Below are 21,959 nucleotides of genomic sequence, written 5' to 3'. Positions count from 1 at the left end.
GCGAAGCACCATTGCATCGCCAGAACTGGGTTACTCAATTAATGAGCTAAACTTAGGGTTACCCGTTCAGTTTATCAAGCTCACGTAAAATGGCATCGCCCATTGTTGTGGTCGATACCTTAGCCATGCCTTCTGCCATAATATCGGCAGTCCGCATACCACCTGCGAGGACGTTCTGGACAGCTTGTTCGACCAGATCTGCCTCACCAGGCATATCAAAGCTATAGCGAAGAGCCATAGCGTAGGAAAGGATGGTGGCGATTGGGTTCGCGATATTCTGGCCCGCGATGTCTGGCGCAGAACCATGTACTGGCTCGTAAAGCGCTTTCCGGCGACCATGCTCGTCCACATCACCAAGAGAGGCAGATGGGAGCATACCCAAAGAGCCTGTCAGCATCGCGGCACAATCAGAAAGAATGTCACCAAACAGATTATCCGTGACAATCACGTCAAACTGTTTTGGCGCCCGCACCAGCTGCATGGCGGCATTATCCGCATACATGTGTGAAAGCTCCACATCCGGGAATTCACTCTCGTGAATCTTGATGACTTCTTCGCGCCAAAGAACACCGGATTCCATTACATTTGCTTTTTCACTGGAAACAACACGACCATCCCGTTTTTGTGCCAGCTCAAATGCAACCCGCGCAACCCGGTGGATTTCTGGTGTTGTGTAAACCTGAGTATTCACACCTTTTCGAATACCATTGCCCAGATCTTCAATACCGCGAGGTTCACCGAAATAGACACCACCGGTCAATTCGCGAACGATCATGATATCCAGACCAGCAACCAGTTCCGGCTTCAGGCTGGACGCATCAACAAGGGCATCAAAACAAATAGCAGGACGCAGGTTGGCATATAGTTCCAGATCCTTGCGAAGACGCAGCAAGCCCCGCTCCGGCTTGATCGAGAAATCCAGGTTATCCCATTTCGGACCACCAACAGCGCCTAAAAGAACCGCATCAACATTCTGTGCCTTTTCGACAACAGCGTCTGTAATTGGAATACCGTGCGCATCAATCGATGCACCACCGACCAGATCTTCATCCACATCAAATTTGACAGCTCGCTTGTTTTCCATCCAGTCAACAACACGGCGGACTTCTGTCATGGCTTCGGGACCGATACCATCGCCCGGCAGAATAAGAAGAGATTTATTTGACGCCATTGTTTCTTGCTTCCTTTTCAGTGCTTGGTTGGTGGCGGCCAGAACAGCCGCCCCGAAATGATTTTGGGTTGGCCAGTTACCCGGCCACCAGACGTTACGCCTGCAACCAGGGTTGAGACAGCTTCTGCTTTTCTTCGAAGCTGCTCACCTTATCTTTTTTCTGCATCGTTAAACCGATATCGTCCAGACCATTGAGAAGACAATGCTTGCGGAATTCATCAATTTCGAACGAAATCGTTCCGCCGTCCGGGCCTTTGATTTCCTGAGCGGCCAGATCAACGGTTAAGGTTGCGTTCGCACCCCGATCTGCATCATCCATCAATTTGTCCAGCTCTTCCGCGGTGACGCGGATTGGCAGGATACCGTTTTTGAAACAGTTGTTATAAAAGATGTCGGCAAAGCTCGTTGAAATCACACAGCGAATACCAAAATCCAGCAACGCCCAAGGCGCATGCTCGCGGCTTGAACCGCAACCAAAATTATCCCCGGCCACCAGAATTTCGGCACCACGGTAGGCAGGTTTGTTCAGAACAAACTCTTCCTTTTCGCTGCCGTCATTTTCGTAGCGCATTTCGGCAAAGAGATGCTGGCCAAGGCCGGCGCGCTGAATAGTTTTCAGATACTGCTTTGGAATGATCATATCAGTGTCGATATTGACCAGTGGCATCGCGGCGGCAACGCCTGTGAGTTTCGTAAATTTATCCATTCTTCGTCCCCTTAAGCCAAATCGCGCACATCAGTCAGATGACCAGTAATGGCTGCTGCGGCTGCCATTGCCGGGCTCACCAGATGCGTCCGGCCTCCGCGGCCCTGACGGCCTTCAAAGTTACGGTTAGACGTTGACGCGCAGCGATCTCCCTCATCAAGACGATCGGCGTTCATGGCAAGGCACATGGAACAGCCGGGCTCGCGCCATTCAAAACCGGCGGCCGTAAAGATCTTGTCCAGGCCTTCTTCTTCAGCCTGAATTTTGACCAGACCAGAGCCCGGAACGATAATCGCATTTACAGTGTCTTTAACCTGTTTGCCTTCAACAATCGCGGCAACCGCCCGCAAGTCTTCGATACGCCCGTTTGTACAAGAACCGACAAACACATGATCGACGACAATATCAGTCAGTTTCATGCCTGCTTCCAGACCCATATATTTCAGGGCCCGTTCAGCTGCAATCTGTTTTCCGCTATCAGCGAAATCGGACGGTGCCGGAACGCTTGCCGTAATCGGCAGGGCATCTTCCGGACTTGTTCCCCAAGTAACGTAAGGAACAATGTCAGCGGCATCCATTGTGACCACTTCATCAAAATGGGCACCTTCGTCTGTTACCAGGGTTTTCCAGTACGCAACGGCCTGTTCAAAAGCACCGGCTTTCGGCGCGTAAGGGCGGCCTTTGACATATTCGAAGGTTGTCTCATCCGGAGCGATAAGCCCTGCACGCGCACCCGCTTCAATGGTCAGGTTACAAAGTGTCATGCGCCCTTCCATTGACAGGGACCGCACGGCTTCACCAGCATATTCGATGACACAGCCTGTTCCGCCTGCCGTCCCGATTTTACCAATGATTGCCAAGGCAAGGTCTTTGGCGGTCACGCCAACAGGCAACTTGCCATCGACCTGAACAAGCATGTTTTTTGCTTTTTTCTGGATCAGTGTCTGGGTTGCCATCACATGCTCGACCTCAGACGTGCCGATACCATGGGCAAGCGAGCCGAATGCACCATGCGTTGACGTGTGGCTGTCGCCACAAACAATGGTCATACCCGGAAGGGTCAGGCCCTGCTCAGGACCAATAATATGAACAATGCCCCGACGTTCATCGGTCATTGAGAAGTAAGGTACACCAAACTCTTTCACATTGGCTTCAAGTGTTTCCACCTGCAACTTGCTTTCAGGGTTTGTAATACCTTTATCCAGATCTTTAGTCGGCACGTTATGGTCTGCAACCGCGAAGGTCGCCTCCGGACGGTGAACTTTTCGTCCGGTGATACGAAGCCCTTCAAAGGCCTGCGGGCTTGTCACCTCATGAACCAGATGTCTGTCAATATAAAGCAGACTGGCACCATCTTCTTGTACATCGACCAGATGGCTGTCCCATATCTTGTCATAAAGGGTCTTTGCTTCGCCCATTTTCGTGTCCTCTCAAGCCTGGATTTGTTTTCTCATTATACAGCAAACCCCGGCACAGGCGACCCCATGCCGGGCAGTTCCGCCCCAAAAAGGCAGAACGCGTTTAGCTGTTTGTCGTTTTCGTGTAACGATCGTCGCGACGTTCGCGAAGACGTGCTTTCTTACCGCGCAATTCGCGGAGGTAATAAAGCTTCGCACGACGCACGTCACTCTGGCGAACCACTTCGATTTTGTCGACACGTGGTGAGTAAAGTGGGAACACACGTTCCACACCTTCGCCGTAAGAGATCTTACGTACTGTAAAGTTTGCGTTGATACCGCCTGAATTGCGAGCGATACACACGCCTTCAAAAACCTGAATACGTTCACGCGTACCTTCAACCACTTTCACGTGCACGCGAAGGGTGTCCCCTGCGCGGAACTGTGGAACCGGACGCTCTGACGTAAGCTTTTCAATCTGCTCTTGCTCTAGCTGCTGAATAACATTCATCGCTTTCACCTCTATTTCAAATTTTCATCTGACCAGCGTTCCCAAAGGTCTGCTCGCCGTTGTTTCGTCAATTCTTCTGAACAGCGCTGCCGCCATTCTTTAATCTTCTCATGGTGCCCAGATAAGAGAACATCCGGAACACCCCGATCTTCCCAAACTGGTGGGCGGGTATAATGTGGATATTCCAACAACCCGGTCTCAAAACTTTCTTCCGTCAGCGACGCCTGATTGCCGGTGACCCCCGGTAACAACCTGACAACCGCATCCAGCATGGCAAGAGCTGCGATCTCTCCTCCGGACAAAATGAAATCACCTAAACAGACTTCTTCCATTTGCCGGGCTTCGATAACCCGCTGATCAATCCCTTCAAATCGGCCACACACCAGTATAACACCTGGTCCCTCCGATATTTCCCGCACATAAGCCTGATCAAGAACCCGGCCGCGCGGACTGAAGTATATCACTCTCTTGTCGTCACCAGAGGCAGCTTTCGCTGCATCAACGGCATTCCCCAGCACATCTGGTCGCATGACCATGCCGGCGCCACCGCCAAAAGGACTGTCGTCCACAGTATTATGCTTACCAACCGCATAATCCCGAATATTCGAAACCTGCAACTCCCAGGCTCCTTTTTCCAATCCCCGTCCAGCCAATGACTGGCCAAGGGGGCCTGGAAACATATCCGGGTAAAGGGTCAGAACATGAGCAGACCAGTTATTACTGTCTGCTGTTCCGTCCTTACCGGTCAGGGGCATTCCACTCTGGTCAGCACTCCTGTTCATTCTGTGTCTTCTTTATTCTCTGACGAAACTTCCTTTTCAGGAACATCAAAAAAATCATCCGACAAACTCAAAACCACATGACCCTTTTCAAGATCCACCGCTGGTACCATTTCAAGGGTGAAAGGAACCAGAATAGCAGCTTTCGCGCTTTTGCCTTCAGGTATAATTTCCAGCATATCCCCGGCCCCGAATTCGAATACACGAAAAATGGAACCGAATTTTGATCCGTCTTCAAGTACCGCATCCAACCCTATCAGGTCGGCGTGGTAAAATTCGTCGTCTCCGTCGGTTTTTGGCAGCTTGTCCCGCGCAACGTAAAGCTCGGTTCCTTTCAGAGCCTCTGCTTCATTTCGCGTTGTAACGCCTTTAATCCGAACAACTGGAATTGCCTTTGAAAAACCTTGCAAGGACAGCTTGTACTTGACCTTACCGTCTTTGCTTTCCAATTGACCGTAAGCGGCAATATCTTCAGGGTTTTCAGTAAAGGTCTTCACCTTCATCTCGCCCCGAATGCCTCTTGGTCCGGCAATAACCCCTAGCAGCAGCCGATCTTTATCATCAGGCATGCACCCTATCCTTAGGCTTCAGCTGCTTCTTCCTCAGCAGGGGCAGCAGCAGCTTCTGCGGCAGCTTCTGCAGCAGCGGCAGCGGCTTCTTCAGCTTCACGGAGGCGTTCCTGTGCTTTCGCTTTAGGCTTGGCTTTCTGCGGGTTGTTGCGCTCAACTTTATCACCAAGTTCAGCCGCTGCCAGGAATTTGGCGACACGGTCTGTAGGCTGCGCACCCACTTCGATCCAATGCTTCACACGATCTTCTTTCAAGCTCACGCGGTTTTCGTCATCTTTTGCGAGCATTGGGTTATAAGTGCCCAAAATCTCAATATAACGGCCATCACGAGGGCTACGAACATCAGCAACTACGATACGGTAGAAGGGACGTTTCTTAGCACCCTGACGGGTAAGGCGAATTTTCAATGCCATAACGTACGTTCTTTCTTTTCAGTAAAATCAATAACTTAAAATTTCATACCTGGTGGAAGAAGACCTTGCAGGCCGCCACGCATGACGCCCTTATTGCCCATCTTCTTCACCTTCTTCATCATGGAAGCCATTTGCTTATGCTGTTTCAGCAGGCGATTGACTTCCTGTACGGACAGACCAGCACCCGCAGCAATCCTACGTTTGCGGGAAGCGGCTATGATCTGTGGGTTCCGACGCTCTTTAGGCGTCATGGATTCGATAATGGCAATCTGACGTTTGAGCAGCTTGTCATCGAGGTTAGCCCCCTCAAGCTGCTTTTTCATTTTGCCAACACCAGGCAGCATGCCGACAAGGCCGCTAATACCACCCATTTTAATCATCTGTCGAAGCTGACCGGCCAGATCATCCAGGTCAAAAATGCCCTTTTGAACTTTAAGCGCCAGTTTTTCGGCTTCATCCTTTTCAATCGTTGCCGCGGCCTTTTCAACCAGCGACACAATATCACCCATACCCAGGATGCGATTTGCAATCCGGTCTGGATGAAACAGTTCCAGTTCGTCAAGCTTTTCACCGGTACCCAGCAACTTGATCGGACATCCGGTGACTTCCCGCATGGAGAGCGCAGCACCGCCGCGACCATCACCATCAATACGGGTCATGACAATACCGGTAACATCGACCCGTTCTTTAAACTGCTCCGCGACATTAACCGCGTCCTGACCAGTAAGACTATCGACAACCAGCAAGGTTTCTGTCGGCGCCGAGATCTGATGAACCGCCTTCATCTCGGCCATCAACTGCTCATCAACATGCAGGCGACCAGCTGTATCCAGCATGATAACATCAACACCCTGAAGCTTTGCCGACTGCAAGGCACGGGTCGCAATATCTACAGGCTGCTGACCTTCAACGATTGGCAATGTCGCAACACCGGTTTGTTCACCCAGCACACGCAACTGTTCCTGAGCCGCAGGCCGGCGAACGTCCAAAGACGCCATCATGACTTTCTTGCCATGCTTTTCCGTCAGGAGCTTCGCTATTTTTGCAGTCGAGGTTGTCTTACCAGAGCCCTGAAGACCGACCATCATGTAAACAACAGGCGGTACAGCGACCAGGTTCAATTCCTGACTGTCTGATCCCAATGTCTCGACAAGCTGATCATGGACCACCTTGATAACCATCTGACCGGGATTAATCGATTTCAGAACATCCGTTCCGATCGCTTTTGCTTTAGCTTTTTTAACAAAGCTTTTTACGACAGGCAGCGCCACATCCGCCTCAAGCAACGCCACACGCACTTCGCGCATCACGTCACTGACGTCTGATTCTGTTAGCGCCCCTCGCTTGGTCAATTTACCAAGGACGTCGCCTAATCTGCCTGTCAAATTTTCGAACATATGGTCGGAAGCCCGTTCAAAACTGCTTAAAATTTCAATTCCCAGAACCCGAATCATACAACGCAAAAAACGCCAGTGCGCGAAACTCGCGGGCTGGCGGATACCATCAAAAGGTACTTTTATGTATGGCTCACATTTCTGGAGTGGCTTGAAATAGCCATAGAGCGCCTGTTCTGTCAAGGATTTCAGTATCCCCGCACACATATTTCTGGACCGAAGACCATTTAACCCCTATATCGCGGCATATGGAACAGCTTTCATTTATTAAAATGCACGGTTTGGGCAACGATTTTGTCATTATTGATGGCCGCGATGAGAATCCCGATCTGACACCCGCAAAATTGCGGGCGATCGGGGATCGGCATCGCGGTGTGGGATATGACCAGCTGATCGTCCTGGAACCGTCTCAGGACGCCGACATTTTCATGCGGATTTACAATTCCGACGGCACCGAAGCAGAGGCCTGCGGAAACGCAACGCGCTGCGTGGCCTATTTGATGATGAAAGAACAGAAGACAGACACAACAGTTATTGAAACTGTTGCCGGACTGCTGCACGGCGAAGAAATGCCCAACGGCAATATCATGATCAATATGGGAGCGCCCCGTCTGGACTGGCAATCTATTCCGCTGGCCAGCCAACAGGACACATTGCATATAGATATGCAGGCAGGCCCGTTGAAAGATCCCGTGGGTGTCAACATGGGCAATCCGCATATCGTGTTTTTTGTCGAAGATGCTGAAGCCATTGATCTGGAGAAATGGGGACCCGTCCTTGAACATCATGCGCTCCTGCCAGAAAAAGCCAACATCAGTGTTGCCAGTGCTAACGAAGATGGCAGCCTGCGCTTGCGGGTTTGGGAGCGGGGTGTCGGCATTACGCTGGCCTGCGGATCAGCCGCATGCGCAACCATTGTCGCGGCAACCCTGCGCGGCCTTGTTGACGGAAAAGCCGTTCTGCACCTGAACGGCGGTCCGCTGCAAATGTCGTGGGAAAAAGATGGGCCGGTCTTTATGGGCGGCGCGATTGCCTATTCGTTCATTGGCTTCCTGCATACCGACATCTTTAAAGAGGCGGTCTGATGGGAAATCAAAAACCTGTAAACGCTCCGGAAGTCATTACTTTTGGCTGCCGCCTGAACACCTACGAGTCCGAAGTCATGCGCGGGCATGCCATTGCCGCAGGCATGGACAATGCGATTATCATTAATACCTGCGCGGTAACCAATGAAGCAGAACGCCAGGCCCGGCAAGCCATTCGCAAGGCTCGCCGGGACAATCCCAACGCCAAAATCGTGGTAACAGGCTGCGCCGCGCAAACCAATCCGGATCAGTTCAAAGAAATGGACGAAGTTGACCAGATTCTGGGGAACCTCGAAAAGCTGGAGGCCAGCTCTTTCGGTCTGGAAAATGAGGAGCGCGTGCAGGTCAATGATATCATGGCCGCGGAAGAAACTGCCAGCCACCTTATCGAAGGATTTGAAGGACGGGCCCGCGCGTTTCTGCAAATTCAAAATGGATGCGATCACCGTTGCACATTCTGCATTATTCCTTACGGACGAGGGAACAGTCGATCCGTGCCGCTGGGGGCGATTGTGGATCAGGCCAAATCGCTTACAAAAAATGGCTATAAAGAATTTGTCCTGACGGGCGTCGATATTACAGCCTATGGCGAAGATTTGCCGGGTACGCCGACGCTGGGTCAAATGTGTCGCCGGCTGCTGGCGGCAGTACCGGAAATCGAGCGCTTGCGACTTTCATCCCTTGATCCGGTTGAGGTCGACGACGATTTGTGGCGCTTGATTGAAGGGGAACCCCGCCTGATGCCTCACTTGCATATCAGCCTGCAGGCCGGGGATGACATGGTTCTGAAACGGATGAAACGCCGGCATTTGCGGGCTGACGTGTATGACTTTGTTGAGAAAGCAAGACGTTTGCGTCCTGATGCCGTTTTCGGCGCGGATATTATCGCCGGCTTTCCTACTGAAACCGATGAGATGGCTGAAAACAGCGAGCGCCTTGCCGTTGAATGCGACATTACCTATATGCATGTCTTCCCTTATTCTGAACGTCCGGGAACACCGGCGGCGAAAATGCCGCAAGTTCCCGGAAATATCAGAAAAGAGCGCGCCGCACGGTTACGCCAGATCGGGGATGACAATCTTCGGCGTTTCCTGCAAAGCCAGGTTGGCAACACCCTGTCGGTCCTGGTCGAAAACGAAACAACCGGCCGCACAGAACATTATGCGCCGGTGACTCTGGATTTCACTGCTGAACCCGGTACGATAATACAGGTTCACATTACCAGAACTGACGATAAAAAACTCTACGCAAGCCTTGGAGCCTGAGTAAATTTATGAGTGATCCGGAACAAAAAGAAAAAAAAGGGTGGTTTAGTCGCCTGAAAGATGGGCTTAAAAAATCATCCAATGCCATTTCAACCGGTATTTCGGACATTTTCACCAAACGGAAACTGGATGATGATGTTCTTGAAGAACTTGAAGAATTGCTGATTACATCCGATCTAGGCGTAACCACAGCCGCCCGGATTGCCGCCAATATCGGGAAAAGCCGGTATGACAAGGAAATCTCGCCGGAAGAAATCCGCGAAGCACTTTCTGATGAAGTTACCGCCATTCTTGAACCCGTCGCCAAACCGTTTGAATTAAACGAAAGCCTGTCCCCGCATGTGGTGCTTGTGGTGGGCGTCAACGGATCAGGAAAAACCACGACAATTGGTAAATTTGCCAAACAATATGCTGATCAGGGCAAAAAAGTCATGATGGCTGCGGGCGATACCTTCCGGGCCGCCGCCGTGGAACAACTTACCATCTGGGGAGAGCGCACAGGCGCCAAGGTCATTACGACCAAAGTCGGTGGCGATGCCGCCGGACTTGCCTATTCCGCCCTTGAACAGGCGAAAGCCGAAAATGTGGATTTACTCCTGATTGATACTGCGGGACGGCTACAGAATAAATCTGATTTGATGGCTGAACTCGAGAAGATTTTACGGGTTATAAAAAAGTTGAACCCGGATGCACCGCATTCATGCTTACTGGTTCTTGATGCGACAACCGGACAAAACGCCCTTAATCAGACTGAGATTTTTGGCAAGGTTTGCGATGTTACTGGTCTTGTCATGACCAAGCTGGACGGTACAGCCCGTGGCGGCGTTCTGGTTGCAATTGCTGATAAATTTTCTTTGCCCGTCCATGCTATTGGAGTAGGAGAAGGGATCGACGACCTACAGCCTTTCGCGGCGAAGGACTTTGCCCGGGCGTTGTCCGGTGCAACAACAGACTAACAGTTTTAACAGGGTACAGCATGTCGACACGAAAAATGCATCAAGGCGTTAAGACCGCAACCGAAATGGGACCTATCCTGGTCTTTTTTGGCTTTTATTATCTTTATGACCTGATCACAGCCACTGCCGCCATTATGGTGACAACGATCGTCGCCCTGGCCGTTTCCTATTATTACGAACGGAAACTACCGGCCATGCCTTTGATCACGGCCATTGTCGTGATGGTCTTTGGCGGACTGACCCTGTATCTGAATGATGAAACCTTCATCAAACTTAAACCAACCATTATCTACGCATTATTCGCCGTCACACTGGGTGCCGGACTGGCTCTTGGAAAGTCTTTTGTAAAGATTCTGTTTTCCAATTTCTGGGATTTGAACGATGAAGGCTGGAAGAAACTGACCGTTCGGTTGATGCTCTTCTTTATCGGCATGGCCATAGCCAACGAGGTTATCTGGCGCAACTTCTCTACAGAATTATGGGTAAATGCCAAGGTATTCGGTTTTACAATTGCAACTTTCGTTTTCTTTATGTCTCAGGTTCCGCTGATCACCCGTCACGGCAATGCAACCAATGAAGAAACGGACCCCAGTGATTCCGAATGAGTTTGCCATACTTTCCCATAGAGAAAGCTGATTTTCAGCATTCCATGGGCTTGTCAGCCCTGAAAGAAAGCTGGCTTGAAGTCGACGAGAATTATCTATCCCAAACGGCGCAGAAGCGTAACCTTTTAACCAACAAACGGCCTCATGTTCTGGCCACCCTGCCCGGCAGCGAAAACGCCCAATCCCATATTCTTGATCTTGTCCGGCAAGAGCTGAATATCCACCACCCGACGGTGGATCAGTCCCCCGCCTACAAACCGGCGGGGCCCCTTGCCCAAGCGGCGAGCCTTGTTCAGGAAGACCTTGTCCTGATGCAGGAGGTCGGCGGTGTTTTTAAACTAACCGCTGCCTGTGTGTGTTTTCCCTCTGGCTGGGATTTGACCGAAAAAGTCGGTCACGCTATTTCCGACATCCACATTCCGGTTCCGGACCTGAATAACAGGATTGGCCCCTCAATCGATCGATTTTTTTCTCACCTCAATCCCCGCAAAAAAGTACAACGGTTCAATTGGGGACTGTTTGATGACGACGCCCTTTTTCAGCCCGGATCTCATGAAAACCGTCAGATAGGAAACGATAGGGTCACGGAACAAACCATCGGCGATGCCCTGTTTTTCAGGGTTGAAAAACAAACATTGCAGCGCCTCCCTGAAAACCGGGATACCCTGTTCAGCATCCGTATCTTCAACACACCATTATCTGAAGTTGTCAGCGATCAAGACCGGGCAGCGCGGCTACTGCACGCGCTGACGACAATGGACGCGCCCGTAAGGCGCTATAAGGCCGTTGCCCGCTATGAAGAACTTCTGATGGCCTATCTTAGAAAGCTGGCTGGCTGACACTCAGTGGTCTAGCGACCAAAAACAGACTGCAATATTTCTGTTGTCCGTTTTACCGGATTGTTCCGAATAGCCGCCTCTTCTTTCGCCAGATAATGAAATAATCCTTCAAGCGCAAGATCGGTCGCATGTTCCGTCAGGTCCGACTGAATATTGGGGACAAGGGGAATTTGTTTATACTCACTGATCAGCGCATCATAGGCTTTTAGCGCCCCGACATCCTGCAAAGACTGCTCGATCACCGGACGAACGGTCTCTTTCAAATCTGCGGTCGCGACCTTTCGAAAATATTGTGTCGCCGCGTCATCCGCCCCTTTATAAATTTCTTCCGCATCTTTCAAGGTCATGTCGTTGATCGCCTTGACGATCAGTTCCTTTGTTTTAGGAGCCGCGGCTTCCGCGCCTTTATTCAAACGCGCTTCCACGTCATCGGCCATGGCGGACAATCCGAATTTACGCAGATATTTTTGCGCCTGCTGCATCTTTTCAGGAAGCGGGATGTGAATAGCGGGATCCTCACCATACCCGCCGTCCGCTCCGATTTGTCCAACAACGGTGTCTGTGCCGACTTTAAGGGCTTCTTTTAGCCCCTCAATGATCTCAGGCGAGCTTAGACCGCTCAATGAAGAACCACCGCTGCTGCCACTACTGCCCTCTGCTCCTTCAACAGATTTTTTCAAGGCCCCCTTCATATCATCCAAGAAGCTGGCCTGACTTATCAACGGAAAAGACCCGATCAGCATCACCGCACAAAAACCTGTTACCCAAGCCAATCTCTTCATACTCAGCCCTACCTTTTCATAATCTCAAACGAGGTTTTCAGCAATTCTCCCTCCGCATTTCCAAAGGGAACAAAACGGTCCTGATCGCGCACATCCCGGAAATGATGCAATGCCCAATAAACTGTGGGGAACGCAAGTTCGTCCCATGGAATTTCATCCCAGGTGAACAGGGCGACCTCCAGCGATTCTTCACCCGCTGAAAATTCTGGCTTATCGAGTACAGCCCGATACATGATTTGCACCTGACTAATATGGGTTACGTTGTAAATACCCAGTAAATCCAGAATACGGATATCCGCGTTAGCCTCTTCGTAGGCTTCCCGGCGGGCTCCCTCTTCTGTGGTTTCTTTCTGCTCCATATACCCGGCGGGCAACGTCCAATATCCCTTGCGTGGATGGATCGCCCGCTTGCAGAGCAAAAAACGGTCTTCATGGGTAACAACAGAACCCACCACGACCTTCGGATTTTCATAATGGACCCAACCACAATCCGTACAAACATGGCGTTCCAGGCTGTCTCCGGCTGGGACTTCCTTCTTAAAACCATAATCTGTTGGATCTGTTGATGTCATCGCGACCTCTTTGGTTGCGCAAAAGGCAGACCGAATGCTGGTCCGCTAAACTCGAATATCGATTTGTCGGCCAATGCCGTTGAAGGTCATATCCGGGCGCTGTTCTTTTTGAAGCGACGGTTTACTTGCTTCTTTAACAGCCTCAACCCTGTCCATATTGGGTTGAGTGTGCCCCCCAGCTGCGCGTCCTGACAAGCTGACATTACTGGAAAGTGTCCCTGAGATTTTGACCATGTGCCTTCTGACCTAATAACGCGGATATTCTATCCGTAATCCAAGGGTAGCAATTCTACTGCTTTTGGGGAAGAGCATTGATGGCTTTGGTTACATTTTGATAAAGCTGACTATCGGCTGGCGCCAACAATTTTAAACGTTTCCAATAATCCAGTGCGGCCTCATTATTCCCCTTCTGCGCCTCGGCAATACCAAGATACCAAAGGGCCTCCGGCGCATTCTTATCCATCGATAGCACCTTTTCAAACAAGGTAATGGCGGCAGGAGGCGGCGGCGCCCCTTTTCCGGCAGCCTGCGTCAGAGCAAACGCCTGAAGATTGAGAGGATTAGGATCATTTGGCGATATTTCAGCCGCCCGACCATAGGCGGCCGCTGACTTTTCATGCTGGCCCAATGTTCCATAAACATTACCAAGCCGCATCAAACCTGCAAAATCAGGCGCATCGTCCATCCGTTCGGCCAGGCGGGCCACCATATTTTGTATCATCTCCTGTCGGTCTTCTGCAGACATATCCGCAGCGGCCTGCATATCCTGCTCACTCGGCCCAGACATTTCCTGAGCGGAGGCAGCCCCCATGACATCTTTGGAAGCGAGTAAAGCGCTGACATCCTGCCCCAGATTCTCAGCAACCTCGGTAATTCGGCCGTGCAGAATTCTCATATAGGGAGCCGTTGCATCGCTTTCTTCATACAAGGCGGCCCAGCGATCCAATGCTGCTTTTTCCTGCCCGTTCTGAGCATCCTTCAATGCCAGATAATATCGGGCACCGGCATGGGATGAGTCCACTTTGGCCGCCGCTTCAAATGCTTTTGCAGCATCTTCGGAAATCACACCATCAGCCTTAAAGTAAAAATTTTCGCCGGCGCCGACATACAGATCGGCATCATCAGGTGCAATTTTTGTGGCCTGCAAAAAGGTTTCAGCCGCTTCTTGATAACGTTCCATCCGTGAAAGGGTGCGGGCCAGCAGAATCCAGCCATCCAGATTCTCAGGTTGTTCCTGAAGCCGTTCCGCCAGCTTCTGGACCAACGTGTTTAGATTGCTGCCTGCAAGATCCTGCTTTTCTGCCGCGATATCCCGCTCAGCAAGGGGCTTTGATGGCAAATCGGGGTTTCCTAGCAGACCGTAAAGGATAAAAGCCGCCAAAGGAATACAGAGTAACAGCACCCCCGCGATCAGAGGAGACCCGGATTTAGACGCGTCGGAAGATCCATCGGCTGAAAGCTTTAACATGCGGCGCTGAATTTCAATCTTGGTCGCTTCTGCTTCAGCTTCTTTCAGAACCCCACGTTCAATGTCTGCATCCAGCTCATTCAGTTGCTGACGATAAACGGACATGCCCCCTTCATTTCGACCAATTGTCCGGGCAGAGCGAAACAATAAAGGATAGGCAAGGATAAAAATCGCAGGCAAACAGATAAGCGACAGTATGAACCACGTCACGATGCTGATCCTTCTTCTTCCTTAAGAAGCTTATCAAATGCTTCTTTTTCACTTTGACTAAGCGGCGCGGCTTTGTCGTTAGTCGCTGCGGGAACAGACCTTCTTCTGAGAAAAAGGACCGTCGCAATGCCCGCAATCAGAAAAACAAACAAAGGGCCCACCCAAAGAATAAAGGTCGTCAGTTTAAATGGCGGATCTAGCAAAACCCAGTCGCCATAACGATCCACAAGAAACTGACGCACGTCCTCGTCACTATCCCCAGCCGCCACTCTCTCTCGCACGATACCGCGAAGGTCTTTGGCAAGGTCGGCATTGCTGTCCATGATGGATTGGTTCTGACAGACCAGACACCGAATGTCTTCCGCAATATCTCGGGCCCGTTTTTCAGCGGCGGTATCGGGCAAACGCTCTTCAACAAAGACCGCCTGACCAACGGCCGGTGAAAACAGGGTCATCAGGATCAATAGCCGTATCAGTCCGGTTTTCATGACCCGCTAGCCCCTTTAAGTCGTGGAAGGATACGATTGTTCAAATCATCTTCAGTGATCGGACCGATAATCTTATCCAAAATGGTCCCTTCCGGGCTCATAATAAAGGTTTCAGGAACCCCATACACGCCAAAGTTAATCCCAACGCGCCCGTTCAGATCCATTCCCGTGCGGGTATAAGGATTACCGTGTTTTTTCAGCCATTTGCGGGCTGCTTCCGGTTTGTCCTTGTAATTCAACCCATAAATTTCAACGGCTCCTTTCTCTTTCAAAGCCATCAAAGTTGGGTGTTCTGCAAGGCAGGCCACGCACCAGGACGCAAAAACATTGAGCAACGTAACCTTTCCCTGCTTCAAATGAGCGGTTTCTAAAGGCAAGCCATAATCTGGAACGGGCGCCAAACTGAATTCAGGGGCCGGTTTGCTAACAAGCTCGGACGGGATTTCTGTTGGATCAAGAAAAAATAAAGCATATGCCATTACGCCTGCAATAACGGCAAACGTCACGACAGGCGCCAAAAAACCAAACCGCATACTAGGATACCCCTGCTACTGGCTGGTCTGTTGCAGCCTGCTTCGTTTTCTTACGGGCGGCACCAATGCGAAAACGTCGATCGCTCAGGCTAAACCCGCCTCCAATAAACATGACAATGGCGCCAATCCAGATCCAGGATATAAACGGCTTATGATAAATACGCGTCGCATACCCTCCCTTACCATCAGACTCGCCCACAACCGCATACAGGTCTGCCGTTAGCATCGGCCAGATAGCCGCTTCTGTTGTCTCCATAGGCGGGTTCGTATACTGGCGTTGCTCTGGGTTGAGAACCACAACTTCCCGTCCGTTCTTTGACACGGTGAAAGTCCCTTCAAGATAGGTATAGTTAGGCCCGGTCTTATCGGATGCACCGTCAAAACGGAAATCATACCCACCAACGGTGGCGACTTCACCCGGCCGCATCACTTCCAGCCGCTCGCTTTGCCAGGCTTCCGACGCGGTTATCCCCAGAATAACCAGAGAAACCCCTAAATGCGCAAGCATCATACCGTGGGCACTTCGAGGCAGATTGACCATCCGCTTCCAACTGTTCCCCAGCGGGATCCTGAACAACTTGAACCTGTCGGTCCATTCCAGAAGAGTACCGACAAATAACCATCCGAACAAACCCATCCCGACAAAGGCAAGAAAGGGGCCATCTTCAGCAATCCACCAACTTATGCCGACAATGGCAACAACCGCAAAAAGTGCGAATTTCAGGCGGGACAAAACACCGACCAGATCCGCCCGTTTCCACGGAAGTAACGGCCCGATGGCAACGGCGACAACCAATGGCATCGCCAGCGGCAAAAAGGTGGCGTTGAAATACGGTGGTCCAACAGACACTTTTGCACCACTGAACGCATCCAGAAAAATAGGATACAGGGTTCCCAGCAACACAGTCGCAGCCGCTGTTGATAACAGAAGGTTATTCAAAACAAGCGCCCCTTCACGACTAACAGGCGAGAATAGACCGCCCCCTTTCATCGAAGGTGCCCGAACACCGTATAACAGAAGAGAGCCGCCAATGATGACACTCAAAAAACAGAGGATGAAAATCCCGCGTTCCGGGTCCGTGGCGAAGGCATGAACAGAATTCAAAACGCCCGAACGCACCAGGAAAGTTCCCAAAAGCGAAAGACTGAACGCGATAATGGCAAGCAGGATCGTCCAATTCCGCAACGTGTCCCGTTTTTCAACGACGATCGCAGAATGCAGGAGAGCCGTTGCGGCGAGCCACGGCATGAAAGACGCATTTTCTACCGGATCCCAGAACCACCAGCCGCCCCAGCCCAACTCATAGTAAGCCCACCAGGAACCCAAGGCGATACCAATTGTCAGAAACGCCCATGCTGCCAGCGTCCACGGGCGAACCCAGCGGGCCCAGGCCGGATCAACCTTGCCCTCGATCAACGCCGCAATGGCAAATGAAAATGTCACAGACAGACCGACATATCCCAGATAAAGAAATGGCGGATGAAAAGCGAGGCCCGGATCCTGAAGCAAAGGGTTCAGTCCCTGACCATCAAAGGGGGCGGGATCAATTCTCTCGAACGGATTGGAAGTAAAAATGATAAAGAGAAGAAAACCGACACCGACAAAGCCCTGAACGGATAAAACGCGCGCCTTTAGGCTTCCCGGAAGGTTTTTACCAAACGCCGAAACGGCAAAACCAAACAGCGCCAAAATCCATACCCATAGAAGAAGCGATCCTTCATGATTTCCCCAAACGCCACTGATTTTATATAACATTGGTTTCAGAGAATGAGAGTTTTTCACGACATTCAGGACCGAGAAATCACTGGATACATACGCCACTGTCAGGGCGATGAAGGCAACCGATGCGGCAAGGAATTGAACAAGTGCCGCCGAGTCAGCAAAGGCCATCATCGGGCCGTTCTGTCGCGCGGCCCCGATTAGAGGGACAGTTGATTGCAAAATAGCAACCACAAGCGCCAAAATCAGAGTGAATTGTCCAATTTCTGCTGTCATCAGTCTGTCGCCTTTGAATCAGTTTCAGGTTGCCATTGTCCAGCTTTCTTCAAGCTTTCAGCGACTTCTGGCGGCATATAATTTTCGTCATGCTTCGCGAGCACGTTCGACGCAACAAAGACACCCTCATCGTCCAGCTGGCCTTCTGCGACAACGCCCTGTCCCTCGCGGAACAAGTCAGGGACAAGCCCCCGAAATCTCACAGGAACCGTTTCGGCCATATCCGTAACAACAAATCGAATTTCAACGCCTTCTTTGACAACGCTACCCTCTTCAACCAACCCTCCTAACCGAAAGTTGCGCCCCGCAGGGACAGGCTCTTCAGCCAAATCAGAAGGGCTTCTGAAAAACACCAAACTGTCTTCAAAAGACATTAGGACGAGGGTCGCGGCCAAACCCAAAACGGCAAGGCCAGCCGTCAGGAAATAAAGGCGCCGGCGCTTTCTTGTCATGACTGAATACTTTCGTTACGCATTACTTTGTTGCGCCGTTTTTGCCGCTTTGCGTCAAATGGCACCAATTCGTTTTCAACCTTGCGAAGGCGACGAACACTTTGGAAGGCAAGCAACCCCAAAACAGCCGCAGAAATACCATATGATGGCCAGATAAAAGCAGCATACCCGCCCATATTCAAAAACTCTTCCATAGTCTCAAACGCTCCTGCTAATCTGCGTTCTTGCATGTGCCAGAAATATAATCAATTTCCTGCAATTTTCCACTCTAACTCCACCCTGATGCGTCACAATGACGCGTACCGCTGCCGTCAATCCTGTGCGGCGTTCACCCGTAGAATTCTTAACCGTCTGCTTAAGATCTCTGTCTTCACCCGAATAATGAACAAACTTACAAACAGCGTTGTATAGGCCGCGGCCATTATAAGCAGTGGCGTCAGGATAGAACTGTGAATTTTTGGCCCTTCCATCGTCGCGACACTGGCAGGCTGATGCAGGGTATTCCACCAATCAACTGAAAATTTGATAATTGGAATATTGATGGCACCAATCAGGACAAGAATGGCAGCCGCCTTGGCCGCCTTGCCCGGTTCGTCAAAACTTTCCCAAATGGCCATATAGCCCAAATACAGGAAAAACAGAATGAGCATACTGGTCAGACGCGCATCCCAAACCCAATAGGTTCCCCACATTGGCTGCCCCCACAGAGCGCCTGTTACAAGGGCCAAAAACGTAAAACTTGCCCCTATAGGGGCCGCCGCTTTCGCTGACAAATCGGCGACCGGATGTTTCCAGATCCACCCAACAGCAGACGAAACAGCCATCATGGTATAAACACTCATCGCCATCCACGCCGCCGGCACATGGACAAACATGATACGGACAGTATCGCCCTGCTGATAATCTTCAGGAGACAGAAAAAGAGAATAGTAAAGACCAATCCCTAAAAGCAGAACCGTCAGGCCGGTTGCCCATGGGAATATCACAGACGCTAACTTTAGAAAACGCGTGGGATTGGCAAATCGATGAAGGTCAACAGCCATTCCAAACTCCTTGTATTAACTTCGTTCTCATCCTGCTCTTTCTACTCTACTGCAAGCCTTAAGCCAGCCGCCGCCCCCAGGGGGCATACCACTAATGCTCCAAGCGAGAGCCCGGACAACAACAATAAATGAGGCGCGACCGGTAACAAGGCAACCGCCGCTTCTACGGCTGCAACACCAAAGATTAAAACCGGTATATACAGGGGCAATACCAACAAAGATAAAAGCACCCCACCGCGACGCATCCCAACCGTAAGGGCCGCCCCAACTGATCCTATCAGACTGAGAACGGGTGATCCCACAAATAATGCCAAAACCATAACCGGCAAGCTATCCGCCGGCATATTAAAGGATATGGCAAGAACCGGTGTGATTACAATCAATGGCAGCACCGAGGTAATCCAGTGGGCCAAAACCTTCGCCAGAACCATCATTTCTACGGGAAGCGTTCCGACCATTAATTGATCAAGTGAACCATCCTCATAGTCAGCCTGAAACATTCGATCCAATGTCAAAAGGCAGGAGAGTAAGGCACCAACCCATAAAACCCCGGGCCCAATCCGTGCCAGAACAGAAAGTTCAGGCCCTACACCCAGAGGGAAAAGCGTCACTGCGATCACAAAAAAAGACAAGGTCATGGTCAGGGCACTGCCTTGCCGTGCCGCCAAACTAAAGTCCCGCTTAAAGACGCAGAGGAAACTATTCATGACACGCCACCCTTGGCTGCGTCCAGATTGAGCGTTCTAAGGGACGGAATCCCGATTTCCTGATGGGTGGCCAATAATGCCATTCCACCCGCCGAGACATGTGCCTCAAGGACGTGAGTGAAAAGTTCGATATAATGAACGTCGAGGGAGCTTAACGGCTCATCAAGAAGCCATAAGGGGGCGGGACTGGCAATCAGACGTGCAAGGTTCGTCCGCTTTTTTTGACCTGCTGATAAAATACGGGCTGGCGTGTTGCGAAGCCTTTGTAGATCAAAGGCATCCATCGCCGCGTCAACGGCGGCGCGACTACCCCCGTGAAAGCGCGACCAGAAGTCGAGATTTTCATAAACGGTAAAAACTGGTTTCAAAGGTTCCTGATGACCCAGAAAGTGAAACTGGCCGGCAAAACTGTCGGGGTCTGCGTGGACATTCTGGTCATTCCAGAAAATGTCGCCCTCTACCGGGCGTAACAGACCGGCAATCATCCGCAACAAAGAAGACTTGCCTGCACCGTTTTTTCCCTTGATCCACATAACCGATCCGGGGGAGAGCGAAAAGTCGAGTTCCCGAAATATCAAGCGATCCTGACGAATACAACTCAGGTTTTTAACATGCAGGGTCATCAGAAAACGGACTATCCAAGATCATTACAAATAAAAAAGAGGTCCGTTCACTGACTACAGGAATGTTCCCCTTCTCGCAACCTTTGCAGATGCGACGAATAGTCTCGTAGTGCGCCGTTATTCGTAGCTCCGTGCGTCGTCGATCACTTTTCCATCATTTGGAAGCGACCCCGGCGCAACGAACTCCACGCCGCCCCGCACTTTACACAGGCTTTGAACGGACTCTTCAATCGCCGATTTCAGTGGATCATTTCCTTTTTCAACTTCGCATTGAAGCGTCATCGCATCGACATTGTCATGACTGGTAATCACCAGACGAACCTTTTTGATCTCGCTATGGCGTTTCTGAACATCAACCACTTGGCCGGGATGAACAAACATGCCCTTCACTTTAGCGGTCTGGTCAGCGCGTCCCATCCACCCCTTGATCCGGGGACCTGTTCGGCCACAGGCACTGCCATCCGGCAAAAATGCAGACATATCGCCCGTACCGAAACGGATCAATGGATATGTTTTATTAAAACTGGTGACGACAACCTCACCAACTTCACCCGGACCAACAGGATCGCCTGTACCAGGCCGGACAATCTCGACAAAAACGCCTTCATCGATTGTCATACCTTCCATGGCTTCTGTCTCATAAGCAATCAGACCAAGATCGGCTGTCCCATACGACTGGATCACCAGATCGATCCCCAGATCCTGCAATGCGGTTCGTAACGAGGGTGGCAACGCCTCCCCACCAACACTGGCAACCTTGATGGACGACATGTCGGCACCTGCTTCCCTGCCTTTTTCAAGCAGAATCTTCAAGAAGGACGGCGTCCCGACATAGGCCCGTGGTTTCAGGGTTGCCACTGCCTGAATTTGCATCTCCGTATTCCCAATTCCGGCGGGGAAAACAGGGCAGCCAACAGCATGGGCTCCGCTTTCCATCATGTGACCGGCCGGGGTCATGTGGTAGGAAAACGTATTGTAAACTAGATCTCCCGGACGGAAGCCGGCAGCCCACATGGCACGCCCCATCCGAAAGTAATCCTTTGTCCGTTGCCCAGGCTCAAAGATCGGGCCAGGCGACATGAACACATTCGCCACGTCTCCGATCGGCTCTGCGTTCAAACCACCCAAAGGCGGGTTGGACGTCTGATATCCGATCAGGTCCGCTTTCCGGGTCACTGGCAATTTGGCTAACGCATCCCGAGAGGTGATCGACGCAGGGTCGACATCTTTCAGTATCTCGCCAAAATAATCAGAATTGGCTTTCGCGTGCACGATCTGTGCTTGCAATGCCTGAAACTGTTCTTTTTCACGAACCGCCCCCTCACGGGTTTCAAGTTCGTCATAATATTTGCCAGTACCGGTCATAGAACTACTATTTCTTTATTGAGAGATTTG

26 protein-coding genes are annotated in these 21,959 nt (G+C 51.0%); 5 read left to right on the top strand and 21 right to left on the bottom strand.

Annotation, left to right across the window (positions count from 1 at the left end; all coding sequences use genetic code 11):
* Positions 1 to 58 precede the first annotated feature (58 nt).
* The 8 genes from leuB to ffh all read right to left on the bottom strand — a co-directional run bounded on the left by leuB (position 59) and on the right by ffh (position 6,943).
* Positions 59 to 1,171: a 3-isopropylmalate dehydrogenase gene (gene leuB / locus OIR97_RS02590; protein ID WP_169544151.1), complete on the bottom strand. Its 1,113-nt coding sequence runs from the start codon at positions 1,169 to 1,171 to the stop codon at positions 59 to 61.
* Positions 1,172 to 1,265: 94 nt separating this feature from the next.
* Complete coding sequence (gene leuD / locus OIR97_RS02585) at positions 1,266 to 1,877, bottom strand: 3-isopropylmalate dehydratase small subunit (protein ID WP_169544150.1); 612 nt, start codon at positions 1,875 to 1,877, stop codon at positions 1,266 to 1,268.
* A gap of 11 nt (positions 1,878 to 1,888) precedes the next feature.
* Complete coding sequence (leuC, locus tag OIR97_RS02580; protein ID WP_169544149.1) at positions 1,889 to 3,295, bottom strand: 3-isopropylmalate dehydratase large subunit; 1,407 nt, start codon at positions 3,293 to 3,295, stop codon at positions 1,889 to 1,891.
* Positions 3,296 to 3,398: 103 nt separating this feature from the next.
* Positions 3,399 to 3,785, bottom strand: coding sequence for a 50S ribosomal protein L19 (rplS, locus tag OIR97_RS02575; protein ID WP_169544148.1), 387 nt, complete (start codon positions 3,783 to 3,785; stop codon positions 3,399 to 3,401).
* Positions 3,786 to 3,796: 11 nt separating this feature from the next.
* A complete protein-coding gene (trmD, locus tag OIR97_RS02570) occupies positions 3,797 to 4,540 on the bottom strand; it encodes a tRNA (guanosine(37)-N1)-methyltransferase TrmD (RefSeq protein WP_169544390.1) in 744 nt (247 codons plus the stop codon).
* A 23-nt stretch (positions 4,541 to 4,563) separates the two neighbouring features.
* Positions 4,564 to 5,133 carry a ribosome maturation factor RimM gene (gene rimM, locus OIR97_RS02565; RefSeq protein WP_169544147.1) on the bottom strand — a complete coding sequence of 190 codons (570 nt, stop codon included), beginning with the start codon at positions 5,131 to 5,133 and terminating at the stop codon, positions 4,564 to 4,566.
* 11 nt (positions 5,134 to 5,144) lie between these two features.
* Positions 5,145 to 5,546 (bottom strand): 30S ribosomal protein S16, encoded by a 402-nt coding sequence (rpsP, locus tag OIR97_RS18690; protein WP_169544146.1) that lies wholly within the window; start codon positions 5,544 to 5,546, stop codon positions 5,145 to 5,147.
* A 35-nt stretch (positions 5,547 to 5,581) separates the two neighbouring features.
* Positions 5,582 to 6,943, bottom strand: coding sequence for a signal recognition particle protein (gene ffh, locus OIR97_RS02555; protein ID WP_169544389.1), 1,362 nt, complete (start codon positions 6,941 to 6,943; stop codon positions 5,582 to 5,584).
* 245 nt (positions 6,944 to 7,188) lie between these two features.
* On the opposite strand from ffh, the gene dapF reads away from it, so the two are divergent.
* The 5 genes from dapF to OIR97_RS02530 are packed head-to-tail and all read left to right on the top strand — an operon-like array spanning position 7,189 to position 11,690.
* On the top strand, positions 7,189 to 8,025 hold the full coding sequence (dapF, locus tag OIR97_RS02550; protein ID WP_169544145.1) for a diaminopimelate epimerase: 837 nt from the start codon (positions 7,189 to 7,191) through the stop codon (positions 8,023 to 8,025).
* On the top strand, positions 8,025 to 9,290 hold the full coding sequence (mtaB, locus tag OIR97_RS02545; RefSeq protein ID WP_169544144.1) for a tRNA (N(6)-L-threonylcarbamoyladenosine(37)-C(2))-methylthiotransferase MtaB: 1,266 nt from the start codon (positions 8,025 to 8,027) through the stop codon (positions 9,288 to 9,290). Before dapF ends, mtaB begins: the two co-directional genes overlap by 1 nt.
* Before the next feature lie 8 nt (positions 9,291 to 9,298).
* A complete protein-coding gene (ftsY, locus tag OIR97_RS02540; RefSeq protein ID WP_169544143.1) occupies positions 9,299 to 10,246 on the top strand; it encodes a signal recognition particle-docking protein FtsY in 948 nt (315 codons plus the stop codon).
* A gap of 20 nt (positions 10,247 to 10,266) precedes the next feature.
* On the top strand, positions 10,267 to 10,851 hold the full coding sequence (locus OIR97_RS02535; protein WP_169544142.1) for a septation protein A: 585 nt from the start codon (positions 10,267 to 10,269) through the stop codon (positions 10,849 to 10,851).
* Entirely contained in the window at positions 10,848 to 11,690 is an 843-nt protein-coding gene (locus OIR97_RS02530) for a heme-dependent oxidative N-demethylase family protein (RefSeq protein ID WP_169544141.1), read from the top strand. Before OIR97_RS02535 ends, OIR97_RS02530 begins: the two co-directional genes overlap by 4 nt.
* Before the next feature lie 11 nt (positions 11,691 to 11,701).
* Here the strand turns inward: OIR97_RS02530 and OIR97_RS02525 are convergent, their stop codons facing one another.
* The 13 genes from OIR97_RS02525 to OIR97_RS02465 all read right to left on the bottom strand — a co-directional run bounded on the left by OIR97_RS02525 (position 11,702) and on the right by OIR97_RS02465 (position 21,929).
* A complete protein-coding gene (locus tag OIR97_RS02525; protein ID WP_169544140.1) occupies positions 11,702 to 12,472 on the bottom strand; it encodes a DUF4197 domain-containing protein in 771 nt (256 codons plus the stop codon).
* A gap of 8 nt (positions 12,473 to 12,480) precedes the next feature.
* Positions 12,481 to 13,044, bottom strand: coding sequence for an NUDIX hydrolase (locus OIR97_RS02520; RefSeq protein ID WP_169544139.1), 564 nt, complete (start codon positions 13,042 to 13,044; stop codon positions 12,481 to 12,483).
* Between the two features lie 45 nt (positions 13,045 to 13,089).
* The gene (locus tag OIR97_RS02515) at positions 13,090 to 13,278 is read right to left on the bottom strand and encodes a hypothetical protein (protein ID WP_169544138.1); all 189 of its coding nucleotides are present in this window, start codon (positions 13,276 to 13,278) and stop codon (positions 13,090 to 13,092) included.
* A 55-nt stretch (positions 13,279 to 13,333) separates the two neighbouring features.
* Positions 13,334 to 14,722: a c-type cytochrome biogenesis protein CcmI gene (gene ccmI, locus OIR97_RS02510; RefSeq protein WP_169544137.1), complete on the bottom strand. Its 1,389-nt coding sequence runs from the start codon at positions 14,720 to 14,722 to the stop codon at positions 13,334 to 13,336.
* Entirely contained in the window at positions 14,719 to 15,210 is a 492-nt protein-coding gene (locus OIR97_RS02505; RefSeq protein WP_169544136.1) for a cytochrome c-type biogenesis protein, read from the bottom strand. The genes ccmI and OIR97_RS02505 overlap by 4 nt, the downstream gene beginning before the upstream one ends.
* The gene (locus OIR97_RS02500) at positions 15,207 to 15,743 is read right to left on the bottom strand and encodes a DsbE family thiol:disulfide interchange protein (protein ID WP_169544135.1); all 537 of its coding nucleotides are present in this window, start codon (positions 15,741 to 15,743) and stop codon (positions 15,207 to 15,209) included. Before OIR97_RS02500 ends, OIR97_RS02505 begins: the two co-directional genes overlap by 4 nt.
* 1 nt (position 15,744) lies before the next feature.
* Positions 15,745 to 17,739 carry a heme lyase CcmF/NrfE family subunit gene (locus OIR97_RS02495; protein ID WP_169544134.1) on the bottom strand — a complete coding sequence of 665 codons (1,995 nt, stop codon included), beginning with the start codon at positions 17,737 to 17,739 and terminating at the stop codon, positions 15,745 to 15,747.
* Positions 17,739 to 18,191 (bottom strand): cytochrome c maturation protein CcmE, encoded by a 453-nt coding sequence (gene ccmE, locus OIR97_RS02490; protein ID WP_169544133.1) that lies wholly within the window; start codon positions 18,189 to 18,191, stop codon positions 17,739 to 17,741. Before ccmE ends, OIR97_RS02495 begins: the two co-directional genes overlap by 1 nt.
* Positions 18,188 to 18,385 (bottom strand): heme exporter protein CcmD, encoded by a 198-nt coding sequence (gene ccmD, locus OIR97_RS02485; protein WP_169544132.1) that lies wholly within the window; start codon positions 18,383 to 18,385, stop codon positions 18,188 to 18,190. The genes ccmE and ccmD overlap by 4 nt, the downstream gene beginning before the upstream one ends.
* A gap of 117 nt (positions 18,386 to 18,502) precedes the next feature.
* Positions 18,503 to 19,234 carry a heme ABC transporter permease gene (locus OIR97_RS02480; protein WP_169544131.1) on the bottom strand — a complete coding sequence of 244 codons (732 nt, stop codon included), beginning with the start codon at positions 19,232 to 19,234 and terminating at the stop codon, positions 18,503 to 18,505.
* Positions 19,235 to 19,275: 41 nt separating this feature from the next.
* Positions 19,276 to 19,941, bottom strand: a complete 666-nt coding sequence (gene ccmB / locus OIR97_RS02475; RefSeq protein ID WP_169544130.1) for a heme exporter protein CcmB — start codon at positions 19,939 to 19,941, stop codon at positions 19,276 to 19,278.
* A complete protein-coding gene (gene ccmA / locus OIR97_RS02470) occupies positions 19,938 to 20,564 on the bottom strand; it encodes a heme ABC exporter ATP-binding protein CcmA (protein ID WP_169544129.1) in 627 nt (208 codons plus the stop codon). Before ccmA ends, ccmB begins: the two co-directional genes overlap by 4 nt.
* Before the next feature lie 117 nt (positions 20,565 to 20,681).
* Positions 20,682 to 21,929, bottom strand: a complete 1,248-nt coding sequence (locus tag OIR97_RS02465) for a phenylacetate--CoA ligase family protein (RefSeq protein ID WP_169544128.1) — start codon at positions 21,927 to 21,929, stop codon at positions 20,682 to 20,684.
* Between the last annotated feature and the right edge of the window lie 30 nt (positions 21,930 to 21,959).

Origin of the sequence: Sneathiella aquimaris (assembly GCF_026409565.1) — a bacterium.
In the GTDB taxonomy this organism is placed as follows: domain Bacteria; phylum Pseudomonadota; class Alphaproteobacteria; order Sneathiellales; family Sneathiellaceae; genus Sneathiella; species Sneathiella aquimaris.
The sequence above is the reverse complement of the archived record's forward strand: the minus strand, read 5'-3'. Positions and strand labels throughout refer to the sequence as shown.

Bases quoted from the DNA above. Each gene is read 5' to 3' on its own strand.
- leuB (WP_169544151.1), bottom strand. From the start codon at position 1,171: ATGGCGTCAAATAAATCTCTTCTTATTCTGCCGGGCGATGGTATCGGT.
- leuD (WP_169544150.1), bottom strand. From the start codon at position 1,877: ATGGATAAATTTACGAAACTCACAGGCGTTGCCGCCGCGATGCCACTG.
- leuC (WP_169544149.1), bottom strand. From the start codon at position 3,295: ATGGGCGAAGCAAAGACCCTTTATGACAAGATATGGGACAGCCATCTG.
- rplS (WP_169544148.1), bottom strand. From the start codon at position 3,785: ATGAATGTTATTCAGCAGCTAGAGCAAGAGCAGATTGAAAAGCTTACG.
- trmD (WP_169544390.1), bottom strand. From the start codon at position 4,540: ATGCCCCTGACCGGTAAGGACGGAACAGCAGACAGTAATAACTGGTCT.
- rimM (WP_169544147.1), bottom strand. From the start codon at position 5,133: ATGCCTGATGATAAAGATCGGCTGCTGCTAGGGGTTATTGCCGGACCA.
- rpsP (WP_169544146.1), bottom strand. From the start codon at position 5,546: ATGGCATTGAAAATTCGCCTTACCCGTCAGGGTGCTAAGAAACGTCCC.
- ffh (WP_169544389.1), bottom strand. From the start codon at position 6,943: ATGTTCGAAAATTTGACAGGCAGATTAGGCGACGTCCTTGGTAAATTG.
- dapF (WP_169544145.1), top strand. From the start codon at position 7,189: ATGGAACAGCTTTCATTTATTAAAATGCACGGTTTGGGCAACGATTTT.
- mtaB (WP_169544144.1), top strand. From the start codon at position 8,025: ATGGGAAATCAAAAACCTGTAAACGCTCCGGAAGTCATTACTTTTGGC.
- ftsY (WP_169544143.1), top strand. From the start codon at position 9,299: ATGAGTGATCCGGAACAAAAAGAAAAAAAAGGGTGGTTTAGTCGCCTG.
- OIR97_RS02535 (WP_169544142.1), top strand. From the start codon at position 10,267: ATGTCGACACGAAAAATGCATCAAGGCGTTAAGACCGCAACCGAAATG.
- OIR97_RS02530 (WP_169544141.1), top strand. From the start codon at position 10,848: ATGAGTTTGCCATACTTTCCCATAGAGAAAGCTGATTTTCAGCATTCC.
- OIR97_RS02525 (WP_169544140.1), bottom strand. From the start codon at position 12,472: ATGAAGAGATTGGCTTGGGTAACAGGTTTTTGTGCGGTGATGCTGATC.
- OIR97_RS02520 (WP_169544139.1), bottom strand. From the start codon at position 13,044: ATGACATCAACAGATCCAACAGATTATGGTTTTAAGAAGGAAGTCCCA.
- OIR97_RS02515 (WP_169544138.1), bottom strand. From the start codon at position 13,278: ATGGTCAAAATCTCAGGGACACTTTCCAGTAATGTCAGCTTGTCAGGA.
- OIR97_RS02505 (WP_169544136.1), bottom strand. From the start codon at position 15,210: ATGAAAACCGGACTGATACGGCTATTGATCCTGATGACCCTGTTTTCA.
- OIR97_RS02500 (WP_169544135.1), bottom strand. From the start codon at position 15,743: ATGCGGTTTGGTTTTTTGGCGCCTGTCGTGACGTTTGCCGTTATTGCA.
- OIR97_RS02495 (WP_169544134.1), bottom strand. From the start codon at position 17,739: ATGACAGCAGAAATTGGACAATTCACTCTGATTTTGGCGCTTGTGGTT.
- ccmE (WP_169544133.1), bottom strand. From the start codon at position 18,191: ATGACAAGAAAGCGCCGGCGCCTTTATTTCCTGACGGCTGGCCTTGCC.
- ccmD (WP_169544132.1), bottom strand. From the start codon at position 18,385: ATGGAAGAGTTTTTGAATATGGGCGGGTATGCTGCTTTTATCTGGCCA.
- OIR97_RS02480 (WP_169544131.1), bottom strand. From the start codon at position 19,234: ATGGCTGTTGACCTTCATCGATTTGCCAATCCCACGCGTTTTCTAAAG.
- ccmB (WP_169544130.1), bottom strand. From the start codon at position 19,941: ATGAATAGTTTCCTCTGCGTCTTTAAGCGGGACTTTAGTTTGGCGGCA.
- ccmA (WP_169544129.1), bottom strand. From the start codon at position 20,564: ATGACCCTGCATGTTAAAAACCTGAGTTGTATTCGTCAGGATCGCTTG.
- OIR97_RS02465 (WP_169544128.1), bottom strand. From the start codon at position 21,929: ATGACCGGTACTGGCAAATATTATGACGAACTTGAAACCCGTGAGGGG.